Origin of the sequence: Paenibacillus sp. 2KB_20 (genome assembly GCF_052115765.1) — a bacterium.
Classification (GTDB): Bacteria; Bacillota; Bacilli; order Paenibacillales; family Paenibacillaceae; genus Paenibacillus_AQ.
In genome coordinates this window covers 1-19,240 of the sequence record NZ_JBFRHH010000010.1, presented here as the reverse complement: position 1 = coordinate 19,240, position 19,240 = coordinate 1, and the positions used below count along the sequence as shown (strand labels likewise).

14 protein-coding genes and 1 riboswitch are annotated in these 19,240 nt (G+C 51.9%); of the genes, 9 read left to right on the top strand and 5 right to left on the bottom strand.

The annotated features are described in order from the left end of the window. Window positions 1-51: 51 nt before the first annotated feature. Complete coding sequence (locus AB4124_RS24560; RefSeq protein ID WP_339268116.1) at window positions 52-666, bottom strand: nucleotidyltransferase domain-containing protein; 615 nt, start codon at window positions 664-666, stop codon at window positions 52-54. A 273-nt stretch (window positions 667-939) separates the two neighbouring features. Here AB4124_RS24560 and AB4124_RS24555 point away from each other — a divergent pair, with 273 nt between their 5' ends. The 4 genes from AB4124_RS24555 to AB4124_RS24540 all read left to right on the top strand — a co-directional run bounded on the left by AB4124_RS24555 (window position 940) and on the right by AB4124_RS24540 (window position 6,143). Continuing rightward, window positions 940-2,049, top strand: coding sequence for a PEP-utilizing enzyme, TIM barrel domain protein (locus tag AB4124_RS24555; RefSeq protein ID WP_379406687.1), 1,110 nt, complete (start codon window positions 940-942; stop codon window positions 2,047-2,049). Between the two features lie 335 nt (window positions 2,050-2,384). After that, on the top strand, window positions 2,385-4,406 hold the full coding sequence (locus AB4124_RS24550; protein WP_441974488.1) for a heavy metal translocating P-type ATPase: 2,022 nt from the start codon (window positions 2,385-2,387) through the stop codon (window positions 4,404-4,406). Between the two features lie 491 nt (window positions 4,407-4,897). Continuing rightward, the gene (gene trxB, locus AB4124_RS24545; protein WP_213647740.1) at window positions 4,898-5,839 is read left to right on the top strand and encodes a thioredoxin-disulfide reductase; all 942 of its coding nucleotides are present in this window, start codon (window positions 4,898-4,900) and stop codon (window positions 5,837-5,839) included. Between the two features lie 67 nt (window positions 5,840-5,906). After that, window positions 5,907-6,143 carry a glutaredoxin family protein gene (locus AB4124_RS24540; protein ID WP_076325401.1) on the top strand — a complete coding sequence of 79 codons (237 nt, stop codon included), beginning with the start codon at window positions 5,907-5,909 and terminating at the stop codon, window positions 6,141-6,143. Window positions 6,144-6,270: 127 nt separating this feature from the next. Here AB4124_RS24540 and AB4124_RS24535 read toward each other — a convergent pair whose 3' ends face one another. Next, entirely contained in the window at window positions 6,271-6,474 is a 204-nt protein-coding gene (locus AB4124_RS24535; protein WP_076325402.1) for a hypothetical protein, read from the bottom strand. Window positions 6,475-6,626: 152 nt separating this feature from the next. Beyond that, window positions 6,627-7,799, bottom strand: coding sequence for an ROK family protein (locus AB4124_RS24530; RefSeq protein WP_441974487.1), 1,173 nt, complete (start codon window positions 7,797-7,799; stop codon window positions 6,627-6,629). A 362-nt stretch (window positions 7,800-8,161) separates the two neighbouring features. Between AB4124_RS24530 and xylA the strand changes: the two genes are divergently transcribed. From xylA to AB4124_RS24505, 5 genes are all read left to right on the top strand, one after another. Continuing rightward, complete coding sequence (gene xylA / locus AB4124_RS24525) at window positions 8,162-9,478, top strand: xylose isomerase (RefSeq protein WP_441974486.1); 1,317 nt, start codon at window positions 8,162-8,164, stop codon at window positions 9,476-9,478. Between the two features lie 210 nt (window positions 9,479-9,688). Beyond that, complete coding sequence (gene xylB, locus AB4124_RS24520; RefSeq protein WP_441974485.1) at window positions 9,689-11,185, top strand: xylulokinase; 1,497 nt, start codon at window positions 9,689-9,691, stop codon at window positions 11,183-11,185. 156 nt (window positions 11,186-11,341) lie between these two features. Then, window positions 11,342-11,971, top strand: coding sequence for a bifunctional 4-hydroxy-2-oxoglutarate aldolase/2-dehydro-3-deoxy-phosphogluconate aldolase (locus AB4124_RS24515; RefSeq protein WP_076325406.1), 630 nt, complete (start codon window positions 11,342-11,344; stop codon window positions 11,969-11,971). Between the two features lie 243 nt (window positions 11,972-12,214). Then, window positions 12,215-14,566 carry a YcdB/YcdC domain-containing protein gene (locus AB4124_RS24510; protein WP_441974484.1) on the top strand — a complete coding sequence of 784 codons (2,352 nt, stop codon included), beginning with the start codon at window positions 12,215-12,217 and terminating at the stop codon, window positions 14,564-14,566. A 107-nt stretch (window positions 14,567-14,673) separates the two neighbouring features. Then, window positions 14,674-15,816, top strand: coding sequence for a transglutaminase domain-containing protein (locus tag AB4124_RS24505; protein WP_339268102.1), 1,143 nt, complete (start codon window positions 14,674-14,676; stop codon window positions 15,814-15,816). A gap of 75 nt (window positions 15,817-15,891) precedes the next feature. On the opposite strand, the gene AB4124_RS24500 is transcribed toward AB4124_RS24505, so the two are convergent. Together AB4124_RS24500 and AB4124_RS24495 are read right to left on the bottom strand one after the other, a co-directional pair. Next, a complete protein-coding gene (locus AB4124_RS24500) occupies window positions 15,892-17,283 on the bottom strand; it encodes an amino acid permease (protein ID WP_244879126.1) in 1,392 nt (463 codons plus the stop codon). A gap of 170 nt (window positions 17,284-17,453) precedes the next feature. Next, a riboswitch (Lysine riboswitch) is annotated at window positions 17,454-17,633 on the bottom strand. Between the two features lie 118 nt (window positions 17,634-17,751). Beyond that, window positions 17,752-18,882 (bottom strand): virulence factor, encoded by a 1,131-nt coding sequence (locus AB4124_RS24495; RefSeq protein WP_339268100.1) that lies wholly within the window; start codon window positions 18,880-18,882, stop codon window positions 17,752-17,754. Window positions 18,883-19,240 lie beyond the last annotated feature (358 nt).

The window sequence follows — 19,240 nt, the reverse complement described above, 5'->3', positions numbered from 1 at the left end:
GGCTAAACCATGGAGCAGTCTTTATTATGGGGATGTGTGTCCGCTCGGCGGCTATAACGAGGATGCGATGTAATCGATCCAGGGGTGACCCGATGGAAACTGCGTACGGAGCGCATGGGTAAGCCATGTTTTAGCTTGCGGGTGAAGGAAGGGGAGCACCTTGATTAAATCCTGCTCGTCTTTTTCCCGAATGTTCTTACTGCCACCCTTATATAGAAGCTGTATCTCCGGTTTCAGATAGGGAATTCCTTGGTCTGTTTTTAAGGATATATCTTGGAGAGGTCTTCGGATCGACGGTTCTCTTCGATAAACCCAGCGGTCCTGTTCGGTTTCTACCAACATGATCTGGAATGAAAATGGGGCTTCATCATTTCGGCTTACCCATACATCGCCAACCGAATGCAAATATTCGCCTTCCTCCCAGATTGATAAGGTTCCTTGATCCGCTTTGTACAGCGTCCATTCTTTGGCTAATGCAGCGTAAATGGCGGCCTGCTCTTCGCGAAGGATCAGGATATCGATATCGCCGTGTTCCCGGGTCTGCTCTCCCAAATATAAATCCAAAGCCCAGCCTCCGGCGATATACCAACGAGCAGGGATATCAGCAAAAATTCTGACGGTATCCGATACGCTGATCGGTTCCCAATGATCATAATCAGTTCTCATGTTCAACTCTCCCTTACGTTTTCTTGCGTCTTCGATTCATTCCTCCATTGTATAGGTTTTATCCTGTCCGTGAAATGAGGATAAATAGATAGGGTCAAGCTTTCCCGCCTTTGCGCAGGCATCCTGCATAAAGAGAGTAGGGGCATGGTTCGTTCCCTCCCGATATTTTTCAGCCGGTGTTTATCCCATGCGCTGTATATTTCCAATTGTTTCATAATAATCTGTAAGGAGGCGTTTATCCAATTCAAGGTGAAAGGGAGTAGAAGGATAACCATGACGGAAAGGCAATGGGGAGCTGGCAGTGAATTGGGAGAGCGTCGATTTGAAGATGAAGAGTTCATCAGAGCAGAGGAGATTATGGCAAACGAGATTTCTCCCGAGACGGATCTGCTGAAGCATTTTGCAATGGCAGGAGGAGTCACCCATGAGGAGGTATTGCTGTTACTGGCATCGCCTGACGATATTGAAGAAGCCCTCAGGGTTTCCGGGATCCGGCATAACGGCATGGACAGACCTTCCTTGACCCGACTGCTGGGGTGGAGTGACAGGAACCGAAGACTGAAAGTCATGAGCCGATCCGCAGACCCTGAATCCATTGCACGAGATATCAGGCAAGGTGCTCAGGGAATTGGGCTGATACGCGGGGAGGATGCTCTGCAGCATGGCCTGCTGCAGGAGGTTTACACGGCGTGGTTGAATTCGCGGAGCGCAGAGAAGAGCGCCCTTTTAAGGCGGAGACTCATTATGCTATGGAAGACCTATTGGATGTCGGTGTTTCAGGCGGCGGGTGGAGCCCGATGTGCGGTCAGCTTGCTGCATGATACCCGGCTTTCCAACACGATGGAGTTACGTGAAGTGCAGGATGCTCAGCTGGAGTCCCTGTTCCGAGCTGTGGAGCAGTGCAGCGAGGAAGGCGTAGATTGCCAATTAGAGGTCCTGGCTGTACGTCCGGCGCACGCGGATGACTTTATATCGATTCATAATTTTATCGAAGAAGTGGCAGAGCAGACCCTTATGGATCAAAGGCGTTTTGTGCGTATTCGCTATGGGGCGCTGTTCGGAGAAGGGATGAACCCAGCAGCGGCAGCGGAGATTGCCCGTTTGGCCGATGTGATTGTATTCGATTCGGAGGGGACGGAGAATCTCGGATCGTCGGATGAGGCAGGACACAGGGTTGCGGCTTTCTCAGAGATGATCCATCGAATTAGGCGAACGAAGCCGCAATTAACGCTCCGGATCAATGGGGTGGCTGCCACGGATTTACGGATGGTTTACCGGCAGGGCATACATGAGGTGTGCTGTCAGCCCTCAGAGATTGCAGCCATTCGAATAACCGGCGCGAGGCTGGAGATGCGCCGCAGATGTTCGACGATTGTCGATTGATGGAATGTGAGCGCTTTACGAAATAAGTGATTGTATAGAGAGAAGTCCTTGCGAGAGATCGCAAGGGCTTTTTTACGTGTTGAAGGTTCATCTTCAGCATCAGGGAACACCAATAGGCACTCTTCAGCAATTAAAAAATGTGAAAAATATGGTTTACAAATGAGGGTGAAATGAGTATGATACATATAAAGTTGTACGAAGGAAAATAAATTGTATAAGTTCAAAAATGATTCTCATTCTCATTTAGCATGCTGCTCCGGCCAAGCCGGGGCAGCATGTGTCATTTTAAGGGTAGTAATAATGGATCTCATTCTCAACTAGGAAGGTGATTGGTTATGCAATGGATACAAAGTCAAACGACGACTGGACGCATATCGACAATAGAAAATGGAGCGGATCCACGTGAGCCGCGGCAGCCTGGGAAGTGGGATATACGCAGCCTGCTGAGCAACGCGGAGGTCGTGGCTGCACTGGGCAGCGGTCTGCTGATGCTGGTGGCTTGGCTGACCAGCCAATGGTCTGAGCCGCTCTCTGTTGTGTTGTATGTGATATCCTACGCCGTCGGCGGATGGGTAAAGGCCAAAGAAGGTGTGGAGACCCTTCTGAAGGAGCGCGATCTGGATGTGAATCTGCTAATGATTGCTGCTGCAATGGGAGCTGCAGCGATCGGGTACTGGAATGAAGGCGCAATGCTGATCTTCATCTTTGCCCTCAGTGGGGCGCTTGAGAGTTATACCATGGAAAGAAGTCGCAAGGATATCTCGTCCTTGATGGAGCTGCAGCCGGAGACGGCTCTGCGCATCGAGAAGGGGGAGATGGTATCAATATCCATCAGCAAGCTGGAGATAGGTGACCTGATTCTGGTAAAGCCGGGCGAGCTTATTCCTGCAGACGGCAAAATTTATCGCGGCAGCTCCTCGGTCAACCAGGCTTCGATTACCGGCGAATCCGTACCGGTCGACAAGTCCATAGGCGATGAAGTATTTACCGGAACCTTGAACGGGGAAGGCGTATTGTACATTGAGGTTACCCAGTCGGCGGAATCCACGTTGTTCGCCAAGATTATCAAACTGGTGGAAGAAGCGGAGAACGAAGTACCGGAATCGCAGCGGTTCATCAAGCGGTTTGAATCGATTTATGCCCGTGTCGTTGTCATTGCGACCGTGGCCCTGATTGTTCTGGCTACTCCCGTTCTGGGATGGGACTGGGATACAACCTTCTACAAAGCGATGGTGTTTCTCGTCGTGGCATCCCCTTGCGCGCTGGTATCTTCGATCATGCCTGCGATGCTGTCGGCGATTTCCAATCGCGCCAGAAAAGGCGTACTATTCAAAGGCGGCGCCCATATCGAGAATATGGCACGCACGGCGGTTGTTGCTTTTGATAAGACCGGTACCTTGACGCTTGGTACGCCAGTGGTTACGGATTTTATCGCAGGCGAGGGCTGGGATCGGCATGAATTGCTTGGCATCAGTGCTTCTATCGAAAGAATGTCGAAGCATCCTCTGGCCTTGGCGATTGTCCAATCGGCTCAGAAAGAGGGGGCCGAGCTGCAGCAGGTGGAGAACGGGCAGTCCATAACAGGCTGGGGTATGCAGGCGGAAGTGGAAGGAATTACCTGGAAAATAGGAAAAAGTGATATTTTGGATCAACCGACTGCAGATCAGTATTCGGGTGAAGCTTCCGCGCAAAAAGATTTGAGCGTGCTTGAAGAGAATCGCCAGCACTGGCTGTCCATCCGGAACACGCTGGAATCCGAAGGCAAGACGGTATCCGTTATTCTGAAGGGAGACCGTATCGCGGGCATGATCGCTCTGCAGGATGCGGTCCGGCCTCAAGCGGCAATGGCCGTTAAGCAGCTTCAGCAGCTGGGCATCAAGGTAGCGATGCTGACGGGGGACCGCAAGGCGACGGCGGACGTGATTGCGAAGCAAAGCGGCGTAGACATGGTGTTCTCCGACTTGCTTCCGGAAGATAAAGTTACACATATTAAGGAGCTTCGGTCCCGTTACGGCCATGTGGTTATGGTTGGAGATGGTGTGAACGATGCGCCGGCACTGGCCACCGCGACCGTCGGCATCGGCATGGGCGTTTCGGGAAGCGGAACGGCGCTGGAGGTAGCGGATGCGGTGCTTATGAATGATAACATCGATGAAATTGCCGGCACCGTCAAGGTGGCACGCCGGGTTCAGCGCATCGTGAAGCAAAATATGATCTTTGCCATCACCGTGATTTTGACGCTGATTGCAGCCAATTTCATTCAAGGCGTTGCGCTGCCACTGGGCGTCATCGGTCACGAGGGGAGCACTATTCTGGTTATACTGAACGGGCTTCGTCTGCTGCGTTCCAACCATTAATCGATCGGTCATCGCTAATCTGTGCTTGTGTTAATGATAAAGTCCCCTTCTTTTCCTCTTCGGGAAGAAGGGGATTTTTTGGTTGGCGCTCAATGGCCGTGGACGATCGCGATTTCTCCCAAACTTCTACGCTGCTAGGTTCGGCATTAGGGCTCGTGCCTACGTTGTCCTTTTTTCATCAAACATTCATCTTCCTTTCGTTGAAAGAGTGGGGGAGGCACTTGGTAGCCTTATATTCATCTAACTCCCTCAATGCGTACGATTATTTTCGAAGTAAACGTTTCCAGAGCATCAAGACCGTCTTCTTCATTGCAGAAAGGGGTCCAATTCCCAAAAATATTGGATTTCAGTGCGATTTATGAAGAATGGATTAACAATATTTTCAGATGGGGTGTGATGTGACATATTGACAGACGGCTCTGATATAACCATAATTAATATTAATTTATAATGATTATAATTAAGCGTTCCATATATAGGAGGGAAACGATATGTACAAATCCGTTATTATAGGCACAGGCCCTGCCGGCCTTACGGCTGCAATCTACCTGGCTCGTGCGAACCTGAGCCCACTCGTCATTGAAGGTCCGCAACCTGGCGGGCAGTTGACAACCACAACCGAAGTTGAGAATTTCCCGGGTTTTCCCGAAGGTATCATGGGTCCTGAACTGATGGACAATATGCGTCAGCAGGCTGAACGTTTTGGCGCGGAATTTCGTACAGGCTGGGTGAACAGCGTGGAATTCGGAGAGCGTCCGTTTAAGCTGGACGTAGACGGTATCGGCGAGGTAGTTGCCGAAACGTTGATCATCTCTACAGGCGCAACGGCCAAATACCTTGGCATTCCGGGAGAACAGGATAATGTAGGACGCGGTGTAAGTACCTGCGCAACATGTGACGGATTCTTCTTCCGCGGCAAAGAGATCGTTGTTGTCGGCGGCGGAGATTCCGCGCTGGAGGAAGCGAATTTCCTGACCCGCTTTGCATCCAAAGTAACGCTGGTTCACCGTCGGGAGGAGCTTCGTGCCTCGAAAATTATGCAGGATCGCGCCCGCGCTAACGAAAAAATCGAATGGGCATTGAACCGCACACCGCAGGAAGTCATTGCGGACGAGACAGGCGTCAAAGGTATCAAAGTGCTTAACAATGAGACTGGGGAAGAAGAAACGATCACGGTCAGCGGCGTATTCGTGGCGATCGGTCATCATCCGAACACCGGTTTCCTCGGCGGAAACATTACGACGGATCCGAACGGTTATATCGTAACGACCCCGGGAACATCGGAGACGAATATCCAAGGCGTATTTGCTTGCGGCGACGTGCAGGATACTCGTTACAGACAAGCGATCACTGCGGCAGGAAGCGGCTGTATGGCAGCTATGGATGCGGAGAAATATATCGAGAGCTTGGAACACAACGCTGTCGTGTTGTAAACTGATAGATAGGGATCGAACGGGCTTTTAGCAGAGCCAAATCATAAGTAGAGGAGACTGACGAACCATGGAAAATGTGATTGTATACACTTCGAACAACTGCCCGCACTGCAAACAAGTAAAAGGCTTCTTGTCCGATCAAGGCATCGAATTTGAAGAGCGCAACATCGAGCAAAACGACGAATTCGCGCAGCAAGTATGGGATATGGGCGTTCGCGCAGTACCGCTCACGATCATCGGCGAGCACCGCATACTTGGCATGAACAAGCTCCAGTTCAACAAAGCGTTGAACCCGGAGGGTTAATCTAATCAGGCGTCATGGCAAGCCGATCGCTTGCTTCATGATATGAATAAAAAGCTCCTTCCCTGAATCAGGGTAGGAGCTTTTTTAGCTTCCGAGCCTATGCTGCCAACGTTCGCTCAGATCATGTTCACTTGCTAAAAAACAGACTCATGATGATCTGGAATACGACGTATGCAGCCACGCCGGAGCCGAGGAGAATGAAACCGACTTTTTTCTTGCCTTGAAAAAAACGCATGATGGCGAGACTGAACAAAGGTGCGATAACTAGGAGAAACAGCAATATGGTCACAAACATTTGTGCCGATATTTCCGCAGTGCTTACATAGGTCATTTGAGCGTTTCCTCTCCCTTTTGTATAACGATCACACGTTTCTCCACGAGGAGAATCGTGATTTAAATTACAGGACGAGATTAATTATAGCGGAAAATCGCGGGAATTTCCTTAATATGCAGGGTGTTAATTACGACAAAATATCGTCAATTTTAATGAATCGGCATGGAGACCCGGATCGGCCCCAGAAATTGCGAGATGGCGGAGTAAGCCGCACCGATCATGGTCGAGCGGCTGCCCAGCTCGGCGAACCGGATCTCCATTAGCTCACGGTGGTAGGGAAGCGTGCGCTGGGCAACGACCTGTCGCAGCGTATCCTCAATCCAAGCCCGCGCGTCGGACAGCGGACCGCCAATAATGACCGATTGCGGATTGAATCCGTTGACAAGATTGGTAATGCCAACGCCGAGATAACGTCCGAGCTCTTCAAAATGCCGGATGGTCTCCTCATGGTCTTGTTCTGCATGGTGAATCAGCTCGGATGTCCGCCTGGACGGGAGAGCGGCGCCTTTGCTGTCGTAGGATTTCTCCGAGGCATACAGCTCCCAGCAGCCGCGGTTGCCGCAGGTGCATTCCAGTCCGTCGGTTTCGATGGACATATGGCCGCTTTCGCCGGCATATCCGCGGGCGCCCTTATAAAGCTCGCCATTGATGATAATGCCAGAGCCGATACCGCTGCCAGCACTGATATAGAGGAGATGGCGAGCGTCCCGGCCAGCTCCGAAGCGCAGCTCGCCTTGGGCGCCCGCGTTCGCTTCATTGTCGATGGTAACGGGAAGTCCCAGCTCCTGCTCGAGCTGCTTCTGCAGCGGCACCATGTCCCATCCCAAGTTGGGAGCGAAGAGGACGGTGCCGTCACCGTCAACCATCCCAGGGACGCCTACGCCGATCCCGATGATGCCGTATGGGGAGGGAGGAGCCTGCCGCGTCAGGCCATGAATCAGGCTAACCATCAGCCGCGTCACCGATTCCACGTCATGTCCTTCAAGGGCGGTATCCTCTTCGGAAAGAATCCGGCCTTCCAGATCTGTAAGCACGGCGGTCATTTGCTTGACGCGCAGCTCGACGCCGACGGCATAACCAGCTTGTCCGTTAAACAGCAGCAGCTGCGGCTTCCTGCCGCCGCTGGATTCGCCGGGTCCGATCTCCTGGACCAGGTGGTTGCTGTACAGCTCCTGTACGAGATTGGAGACGGTAGCCTTGTTCAGTCCGGTCAGCGTGGATACTTTTGCTCGGGAAACAGGGGCGTGCTGCCGTATCGTATCGAGAATAATTGAGGTATTTATTTTTTTGACCAGAGCCTGGTCACCGGTAATATTCGCCATGTGTATTCATCCTTTTAGTCTTGCTTTCTAATCATTATAAGTTTTGGAGACTTGATATGCTCATAGTCTAGGGGCTAAGCCCCGAAATTGCAACAGCCCGTAACGCTGCCCGGGCACTCACAATCCTTAGTCCGGTGGTTTCCATCGTCGTAACATTTGAATATGGATTTAGAAGAATCATCAGTAAGCCAAACGGAGATTGTTGAACTTTAGTAGAAAATAATCCTAATAGGAGGGGACATCGGTTTTGAAAAAGTTGTAAAACAATACTTTGTTTAACCAATAGACAAAGTGGAAATCCTGTGATAGGATAACCTTGTAAGCGTTAACCACACCTTAACAAGGTATAGGAGGATTTATTCATGGCCTATTTTAACAACATTAGCAAAGTCGAGTACGAAGGCAGCCAATCAACCAACCCTTATGCTTTTAAATTTTATAATCCAACAGAAGTTGTAGCCGGCAAAACGATGGAAGAGCATCTCCGTTTCGCCATGGCTTACTGGCATACATTGACTGCAGGGGGTTCGGATCCGTTCGGCGCCGACACTGCGGTTCGCCCTTGGGGCAATTACTCCGGCATGGACCTCGCCAAAGCACGTGTTGAGGCAGGTTTCGAGTTCATGGAGAAAATGAACCTTCCGTATTTTTGCTTCCACGATGTGGACATTGCACCGGAAGGCAGCAGCCTGCGTGAGTTCTACAGCAATATTGATACAATCGTGGATTCGATTGAAGATCACATGAAGTCCACCGGCAAAAAATTGCTCTGGAACACGGCGAACATGTTCACGAATCCTCGTTTCATGCATGGTGCGGGCACTACGTGCAATGCGGATGTATACGCTCATGCGGCTGCGCAAGTGAAGAAGGGCCTTGAAGTCGGCAAACGCCTCGGCGCCGAGAACTATGTGTTCTGGGGAGGCCGCGAAGGTTATGAGACCCTGCTCAACACAGATATGAGCCTTGAACTGGATAATCTGGCGCGCCTGTTCCATATGGCGGTTGATTATGCGAAGGAAATCGGCTTTGACGCCCAATTCCTGATCGAGCCTAAACCGAAGGAGCCAACGAAGCACCAATATGACTTTGATGCGGCCACAACGATTGCATTCCTGCAAAAATACGGTCTCGACAAGCACTTTAAACTAAATCTCGAAGCCAACCACGCCACGCTCGCTGGTCATACCTTCGAACATGAGCTTCGCGTAGCACGCATCAACGGCATGCTCGGTTCCCTCGATGCGAACCAAGGCGATATGCTGATCGGATGGGATACGGACGAATTCCCGGTTAACATCTACGACGCGACATTGACGCTGTACGAAGTGCTGATGAACGGCGGTCTCGGCCGCGGCGGCGTGAACTTCGATGCGAAGGTTCGCCGTCCGTCCTTCGAGCCGGAAGATTTGTTCCATGCGCACATCGCCGGTATGGATACTTACGCAAAAGGCTTGAAGGTGGCAGCGAAGCTGATCGAAGACCGCGTATTCGAGGACTTCATTGCGAAGCGCTATAGCAGCTTTAGTGAAGGCATCGGCGCAGACGTCGTATCCGGCAAGGCTACACTGGCTTCTCTTGCAGAATACGCGCTGAACAACGAGTCTCCGCGCAAGAACGAATCCGGACGTCAAGAAATGCTGAAAGCGATTCTGAACCAGTACATTCTTGCCAATTAATCGATACACGTTTTAGTGTTTGTATCATGAAATCCAAACCTTCACCGGCTCCCTTCAGGGAAGCCGGTGTACTTATTTCAAACAGCAAACTATAGCGAGCTAGGGTCGACAGCCATCCAAGCATGCTCCGGATCACGCATCGTGAGCCCGGGGGGGAAATGCCAACGATGTTTTCATGTTCGGTTCATGAGGAGACGAAGGAGGATTTAGATGAGTTACGTTATCGGAGTTGATTTGGGGACCAGTGCTGTGAAGACCGTGCTGGTGGATCGCGGCGGCAAGGTTGTCGCCGAGCATTCAGAGTCGTATCCGCTGAGCCAGCCGAAGCCGGGATACAGCGAGCAGCGACCGGAGGATTGGGTGGACAAAACGGTATTGTCGTTACGGCAATTAATGAACGGAAACAACATTGACCCATCCGAGGTTGAGGGGTTAAGCTTTTCCGGCCAGATGCACGGTCTGGTCTTGGTAGACGGTGAGGGTGCAGTGCTGCGACCGGCCATTCTGTGGAATGACACGCGCACAACGGCGCAATGCCGTCGCATCGAGGAGACCCTGCAGGAGAAGCTACTCGGGATTGCACGCAATCGCGCGCTGGAAGGTTTCACCCTACCCAAGATTCTATGGGTGCAGGAGTTTGAACCGGAGCTGCTCGAACAGGCTGCCCTGTTCCTGCTGCCTAAAGATTATGTGCGTTTCCGCCTGACTGGGCAATACGCGATGGACTATTCCGATGCAGCCGGAACGCTGCTGCTGGATGTGGCGGGCAAGTCTTGGAGCAGCGATATTCTGGATGCCTTCCAGCTGCCGCACACCTTATGCCCACCGCTGGTCGAATCCTTCGACGAGTGCGGCACTCTGCTTCCTGAGATCGCTAAGCAATCGGCTCTATTGCCAGAGACGAAGGTATTTGCCGGCGGGGCGGACAATGCCTGCGGCGCCATCGGCGCCGGCATTCTCGAAGAAGGGCAGACGATGTGCAGTATTGGTACATCAGGCGTGGTCTTGTCCTATGAGGAGCGTCGCGAGGTGGATTTTGCAGGGAAGGTTCATTTCTTTAATCATAGCGAGAAAGACGCTTACTATATCATGGGCGTGACTCTGGCAGCGGGATACAGCCTGACCTGGTTCAAGGATACCTTTGCGCCGGATATCTCCTTTGACGCGCTGTTGAGCGATATCGGAAGCATCCCGGCTGGCAGCGGAGGGCTGCTGTTCACGCCGTATATCGTCGGTGAACGCACGCCGCATCCGGATGCCACCATCCGCGGCAGCTTCATTGGCATGGACGCCGGACATAAGCTACCTCACTTTGCACGTTCGGTACTCGAGGGGATTACGTTCTCTCTCCGCGAATCCATCGATATCCTCCGCGCATCCGGCAAGCGGATCGACCGCGTTATTTCCATCGGGGGCGGCGCCAAGAACGAAACGTGGCTGCAAATGCAGGCGGACGTGTTTAATGCTGAAATCGTGAAGCTGGAAAGCGAACAGGGCCCGGCTATGGGTGCGGCGATGCTGGCAGCTTACGGTTGCGGCTGGTTCCCGAACCTTCAGGACTGCGCAAAGGCGTTTTTGCGGCCGGCACGCTCGTATTCTCCGAATCCGCAGGCGGTTCAGGCCTATGATAAATTGTTTGGACTCTATCAAAGCGTATACGGAGCAACGCGTGAACTCGGCGCAGAGCTGTCTGAATTCCGCGGATAACCTTATAGATGTTAAAGAGCAGGTCGGGAAGACAGTTTTCCGGGCCTGCTCTTTTTGCGTGAACGCTTCGAACCGCATATACTTGAAGCAGGCTGAAGTTACGGCCCTTGCGATTTAGGAACGTGCCGGAAGTGTAAATAGAAATGGGGGAACACATTGAAACTGACAGCTGAACTCAAACGCGAGAAAATCGTTGCCATCGTGCGGGGCATTACGAGAGAACAGGCGAACTTCGTAGGAGAAGGATTGACCCAAGGCGGAATCCGGTTCATGGAAGTGACCATGAATACGGAAGGTGCTTTACATATGATCCAGGATTGGCGTACTCGCTATGATGGCGCTGTATATATAGGTGCGGGAACCGTGCTTGATGTGGAGATGGCGAAGGAAGCGGTCTCAGCCGGAGCTCAATTTCTGATTTCCCCGAACACGGATCTTTCCGTCATCGAATTTGCTTTGGAGCAGGGAATTGATGTATGGCCAGGGGCAATGACGCCAACGGAGATCGTCGCGGCGTACGCAGCCGGGGCCGAGATCGTGAAGCTGTTTCCTATGGCCAGTCTGGGCTTGTCATTTATCCGGGAGCTTCAGGGTCCGCTGAATCACATTCCGCTGCTTGCAACGGGTGGAGTTACGTTGGATAATCTTACGGATTATTTTCATGCAGGCGCGGCAGCGGTTGGTTTAGGCAGCGCGCTGCTTCCGCAGGATGCCCTCGTGTCCGGCAATATGGAGGAGATCAAGCGTCGCACTGCGGCTTTTGTTGAAGCGGCGCGGCTTGGTTAAGATGTGTTCGAAAGGGAATTCCCCATTCGCAAGAAGCGGGATCGAAATAGTTACACTTTGTTCATCCTTAACGATGCAGGTTATGTTTCGGAAGCTTACTACATAAGGAATATATAGACAAGTTATGGTATTATTTAGGTAGCTTGGTTATGTCATTGCTGCCGTGTACAGGCACTTGTTAAGGATATCATCATGTGTAAGTAAGGCATGGTTAGGTTCAAGTAATGGAAGGGAGCGAATCAAGTGAATCCATCGGGTAAGAAGAAGGTAAGGGTAAAAAAGACCGTGTGCGCGGTTACGGCTACAGCCATGCTATGTTTGGCGCAGCCGGTATGGGGAGACAATTCCGTTCCGGGCAGCGGAATCATTGTATCCGATACGGTAACTACCGTGACTAGCAGCGATAACACCGGTTCGGAGAGCGTAACGGATAACGAAATACCGAAGGGTGCAAAAATTTCATCCAAGCAGGCGGAAGACATCATTAAGAAGGCTTTCCCGGAGCTCAAGAACGTGAAAGTGTCGAATGTGCAGTTCCTGGAGAATGATGGCATGAGATCGAGCGCGCTTGCTTGGGATCTGCAAATGGTACTGACCAAAGGGAACTCAAGCTCCGGCTTCAATGCCCAGGTCAATGCGGTCACGGGGGAACTTCTTAACATTTATATCCCTCATTCTTTGATGAACCCTGGTAGCGACAAACCGGTATTAACCCGGGAAGCAGCCAAGGAGAAGGCGCTGAAATGGATCGGCAGCCATGTATCGGATGTGAAGACGAGTGAGCTTAAGGAGAATGAGGCTTATCTCGGGATGCAGGCGGCATTGTTCAGCCCGCCGCGGTTTGAGTTTTATTTCCAGACCTCGGTGAACGGGATTGAATCGGATGTGAACAGCATCTCGATCACGCTTGACGGACAGGGCAATACCGTGAACTATTCCCGCAATCAAATCAATGAGGAGTTTCCTTCATCCACACCGAAATGGAATGAGGCCTCCATCCGTAAAGTGTTTGAAGATCAGTTCCAGGTATCCTTGGCCTATGTACCTGATAATTTATATAACAACGCCAAAGGCAATTATTTCTTAGGTTACATACCTAATGATCAATCAGGCAATTCACTGGATGCCAATACAGGCAAGTTCATTAGTTTCTCAGGGGAAGAGAGCGGGTTTACCTCGATTGAGAATGGCGCGATTCCGGCATCCAAAGAAACCTTTAAGCCAATCACCGCTCCATTCGCTGGCGGAGAGGCAGCAGCCATATGGGTGGAATCGCAGATCAAGCTCCCGTCTGGTTTAAAGACCGAATCCAAGAGACTGGGTACAAGATGGAACAACAGCGAGGTTAAGACGTGGAACATAAGTTGGGGCGAAAACAAGCTCTCCGCCATGGGCGGAGGGGAGACGGTATCCGCAGAGGTGGACGCCAGGACCGGGCAGATTTACTCGTACAACCGATATCGTTTTGACCGGGCCGAGGCTGCGGAAGTGAAGAACCCGATTTCGCAGCAGGCTGCGCAGGATCTCGCATTCGAGACGGTAAGCAAGCTGGTACCGCATGCCGCCGAGGAATGGAAGCTGACATCGGTTGAAAAAATGGGCAAAGACACTAAAACCCTCAGCTACCAATTTTCATTCCAACGCTATGTCGGTGATATTCGCGTCATGGGCGATTCCCTGAGCCTCACGATGGAAGCCAACGGGCAGATCCAGGGCTTTAGCGTGAATTCGGACGCCGTTCTGTCCAAACTGCCAACGGATGCAAAACCGGTCATCAGTGCGGAGCAGGCAAGAGCTAAATATCTGGAAGAAATTGATCTGAAGTTGAAATACGGTTACTACGGTGGCTACTCAATGGCCAGTAATGAGGTTATGAAGCCTTTCATTAAGCTGATTTATTATCCGACACATAAAAAGGCGGCCTTCGGCGGCATTACGGTACCGCTTGATGCCAAGAGCGGGGAATGGCGCGATATCATGCCCGAAATGAGCCGCAAAGATATTCCGGCGGTTACCGATACGACGGGGCATTATGCGGAAGCGGCTCTTAAGGAGCTGGTGAAATATCGGGTGCTGGTTCCGGACAAGGACGGAAAGGTATACCCGGATCGCCAGATTTCCCTTGGCGAATGGTATCAACTGGTGGCGGCTTCGGTAAGCCCGTCCTATGAGCAGCTTTATGGAAGACCTACAATGGATCCATACGCAGGCTTACAGCCGGACCATCCGTATTACCAGGCCATTCAGGTGCTGATTGGGCAGAACTGGATCCCTTATGATCCGGACAGCCCGCTGCAGCTGGACCACAAGCTGACAAGGGATGAACTGGCAAGCTCGCTGACCCGCATCCTGAATTATGAGAAGCTGTCCAAAGCCTTTATCCTTCCAACTGACGTGCAAGGGATATCGGATGCCGACGCCATCACTAACAAAGGAGCAGCCCTGATTGCTCTCAAGCTGGGTCTTCTGCCTGCAGTTGATGGCAAGTTCTTGCCGGAGCGTGAGGTGACGCGTGCAGAGGCTGCAGAGGTTCTGGTTCGCATGTCGAAGCTCGCGGGACGTAGCGATTCCTTCCTGTCCTCATTTTATTGGTAGTATTTGATATTCGTGCCCGGTCGACAAAACTAGAACCCTTAAGCCCTGATGTTATGTGTTACAATAATGGTGCATACGGATGAGGAAGATGAAGGGCGGGTGTACCGATGAAACGAAGCCGAGGAACAATCGTTAAATTACTGTTCATAGGGTCTTTGGCGGTAACCGTTGCAGCAGTACCTGAACCAGCTAATCTCAGTGATGTCTATGCCACCTCCAACAAAGCGGTCGTGAAGTCGGTCAATGGGATTCAGCAGAAACTGCTGACAGCGATGAGCGACAGGCAATCGACGGTGCGATTTGTTTACCAGGGGGAGACCCAATCGCTGAAATCGCAGCTTAAAGATGCACTTGATCAGGCAATGGCCAGTGATCCCTATATTCATTACACTATTGCTAGTTATAGCTACGACTATCGTGGGACATCCAGTTCCGCCAATGTCACGGTTCGGTTGAGTTATCGCGAGACTGCGGAGCAGACGAACTATGTGAACCAGAATGCCGACAGCATTTTGAAGCAGATCATCAAGCCGGGCATGAATGATCATGAGAAGGTGAAAGCCATCCACGATTGGGTTGTCCGGAACTTGAAATACGATACCACGCTTACGAAATATACGGCCTATGACGGGCTCTATACCGGAAGCACAGTATGCCAGGGCTATTCCCTGTTAACGCATAAACTGCTCAAGGAAGCCGGAATCCAGAACAAAATTGTGGAGGGCACGGCTTATGCCTCCGATAATCCGAAGGGCCAGCTCCATGCCTGGAATCTGGTCCTTCTGGACGGCAAATGGTACCATCTGGACACGACGTGGAACGATCCCGTGCCGGATCGCGACAACGAGGTATCCTATACGTACTACCTCCGGACGGATGAACAGATGGGCCGTGACCATACCTGGGTCAAATCCTATCCGAAGGCGAGCACCCTTTACCGCAACACGCTGTCAGGGCTTGCCGTAAAGGATCGTTCGAGAGCCGGAGTATACGAACAATTGAAACGGGATCTGGAATATCAGCTCTATGATGCCCGTTCCATCGTCAGCTCCTATACACAGCTCCAACCATTGGTTAAAGCTGCAAAGGCTGAAGGCAGCCAGAAGCTGGTGTTCCGGTTTGACGGCAGCGAGCGAGAGCTTGTGAATGTGCTCCAGCAAGTGCAGATGAAGAGCAATCTCGGCTCCATCAAATACTATCACCATGCGTTTGAGAACACCGATGATCTGAGAGTGCAGATTATTTGGTAATATGTCCGCATCAAAAAAAGCAGCTTCCGTTCCCAAGTATGGGAGGGAAGCTGCTTTTGGTATGTCTGGTCTATATTATTTGACGTTCGTGCTTAAATCGCACTCGTCCAATGGCACGACGCGGCTCTTCTTAATCAAGCGGTAGCCGAACCAGATGGAGAGGAACAACGGAATGCTGACATAAGTGGCAATGATCGTTAACCAATCGATCTCCCCGCTGAAATTGCCTTGACCGATAATGGCTACAAGACAGAGCAGGAAGGCGAAGATGGGACCGAAGGGGAACCAGCGTGCACGGAACGGCAGCTCCTTCAGGTCTTTACCTTGGGCGACATAGGCTTTGCGGAAGCGGTAATGACTCACGGCAATGGCCAGCCAGTTAATGAATCCGCACATCCCGGAGGCATTCAGGAGCCACACGTACACCACGCCATCGCCGAAGAAGGAGGCCAGGAAGGCCAGCATACCTACGGCAGAGGTTACGATTAGAGCCGCAACCGGTACGCCGCGGCTGTTCAGGCGGCTCAGCCATCTTGGAGCCATTCCTTGTTTCGCCATGGCATACAGGACGCGGGTTGAAGCATACATTCCCGAGTTGCCTGCCGACAGCACGGAACTTAGAATAACGGCATTCATGACGGATGCGGCAAAGGCAAGCCCGGCCTTCTCAAACACCAGCGTGAAAGGGCTGACTCCGATATTATCGACCCCGGATTGAAGCAAGCTCGGGTGGGTGTAAGGGATCAGCATGCCGATGACAAAAATAGCGAAAATATAGAAGATCAGGATGCGCCAGAACACCTGACGGATGGCTTTAGGGACATGTTTTCTCGGATTTTCGCTCTCGCCGGCTGCGACCCCGATCAGCTCGGTTCCCTGGAAGGAGAAGCCGGCAGCCATGAACACGCCGACCAGCGCGAAGAACCCGCCGTGTACCGGCCCATCGCCTAGGTTAAAGGTGCTGAATCCAACGGCTTCACCGCCAAGAATACCGAATATCATCATGACACCGATGATGAGGAAGATAATGACGGTTGCCACCTTAATGATAGCAAACCAATATTCCGATTCGCCGTATCCTTTGGCGGATAGAAAGTTTAAGCCGAACATAATCGCCAGGAATAGAAGACTCCACAGAAATGACGGGCTGTCCGGGAACCAAAATTTAATAATAACCGTGGCCGCCGCGAGCTCGGCCGCGATGGTAACAGCCCAGTTGTACCAGAAGTTCCAGCCGACGGCAAATCCGAAGGCAGGGCTGACAAACCGGGAGGCGTAGGTGCTGAACGAGCCGGAATCCGGAAGATACGTAGCGAGCTCGCCCAGGCTGGTCATCAGAAAGTAAACCATGAGGCCAACCGCGGCGTAGGCGATAAGTGCTCCGCCTGGGCCTGCAGAGGCGATGGCCGTTCCGCTCGCCAGAAACAGGCCGGTACCGATCGATCCGCCAAGGGCGATCATTGTCATATGACGGGCTTTAAAGCTCTGCTTCAGCGAAGCAGCTGGTGCTTTTTTGCGATTCAAGATCGAACACTCCTTCTATACATTAAGAAATGATATTTAAAATATACCCTGTTGAAACAAAAAGACCGCAGGTATTATACCTGCGGTCTTTATCGTATCCGCACCATACCCTCCATGAAGATAGCTCAACACGGGGAAATCCCCGTGACAGTTCCGTCTCTTTCGACAACGGCCCCAGCACAGAATACAAGAGTATACCCTGCACTTCGGCATTCATGCCTTTCACTATGCTTCACCGGCTTCTCTTCGCCTCGGCACAACTACTGATCATGTCTGCAACCTCTACCTCATCTTGGAATGATGAGGCTATCTATATATTCAATTCTAACAAGAGAGTCCTAGTATAAATCACATTCCATGTTAGAGGCAATGGTTAAATTTTACGGTATGAAGGTGGTCCTGTTGATACGATTACGATTGATTCCGTTTGGCCATTTGCTGCCAGACGGTTCCGGCAGCTTCTTCGCCGGATTCGATGCGTTCCAGTGCCATTCGTGCCTGCAGACTAACCTCGAATTCCGGATCGTTGGCGGCTTCCTCCAGGGCGGAGCGGGCTTCCTCGGTACCCACTTCATACAGGAAACGGGCCGCACGCCAGCGTACGATTTTGCTGCTGTCTTTGAGCGATTCGATCATGACCGGGGTAGCGGCAGCATCGCCGATATCGGACAGCGTATCGCCTGCGGTACGGCGAACAGCCGGTGTTTCGTCGCGCATGGCTTCATATAGGAGCTCCATCGCTTCAGGGGTGCGAAGATCGCCCAAGTAGACGACGACCAGCCGGCGGATCTGCATCTTTGGATCCCGAAGCGCTTGGCGGAGAAGCGGAATATGCTTCTCAGATGGCTCCAGTGCATCCAGTGCGGCATAACGGACGCGCCAGTCCTCATTCTGCAGCGCGGCTTCGGTTTCCTCGTCAGTCAGCTTCCGGCGCTGCTCGACGAAATCCTCGTCGCTAGCACCGTGGGCAATCGCCTGGGCAACGACCTTATCGAGGCGCTCCTGCGGGAAGGCAGCTTCAAGCTCCTGCTCTACGTCACGTGCGATGCCTTCCAGTTGGCCGTAGCGAACGCCGTACTCCTTGAGCTTGCGTTCTTTGATGAGCGTCGTGGTTCCCACCGCGGCTACCGCTTTGGCAAAGCGCTCCGACAGACCGATGCGTTCTTCCTGATTCCCGCTTTTGACACGAATTTGCATCGGAATATTCCGGAAGTACTGCACGAATACTTGAGCCTCTCCAAAAGCGATACCATCCGCACCTTCTTGGAGTCCGGCCGCAAGGCCCTCCTGACCGAATATTTCCTGAACGGCGCCCAGAATGGAAGGCCAATCGGCATTACCTTTACGGTCGAGCGCGATGAAATCAAGGGTATGAAAGACGCTCTTTACGCCTGGGATGTGGAGCAGCTGCCTAATCCAGGGGGGAGCCGACCGTTCGTTGTCCAGTGTATATGTTCTGCGAATCCCGGACTCCAGTGTTTCGTCAAGGTGAAGCATCATGGAGTTCGGGCTCGGGGTTGGTTCAATAAATGTAATTTTCATGGTATGATCTCGCCTCCTTATCCTCTTATTGTACCTCTTTTCCATGCAGGAAAAAACATCATGGCAAGGATTCAAACAAAATAAGCAGACTTTGGATAAAAAGAGGGAAGGTTTGTAAAACTGATAATGATTGGATATATGCCATTTGTTTGTTTCAAGAGAATGACGCGTGGAAGGGCCGCGCCCTTGCAGAAGGGCTGGAATACTTAAAGTGCGTGTTCAAAAAGGTCGATTTTCAGCACCGAGAAGGTTGGATGAAGCTAGGGACGTCAGGAGCGGAGCGTACGTTTTGGGTACGTGAGCACCGGAAGGCCCGGCTGAATTCAAGATTCGATGCCGAGCTGCTTCCTGATTCGCT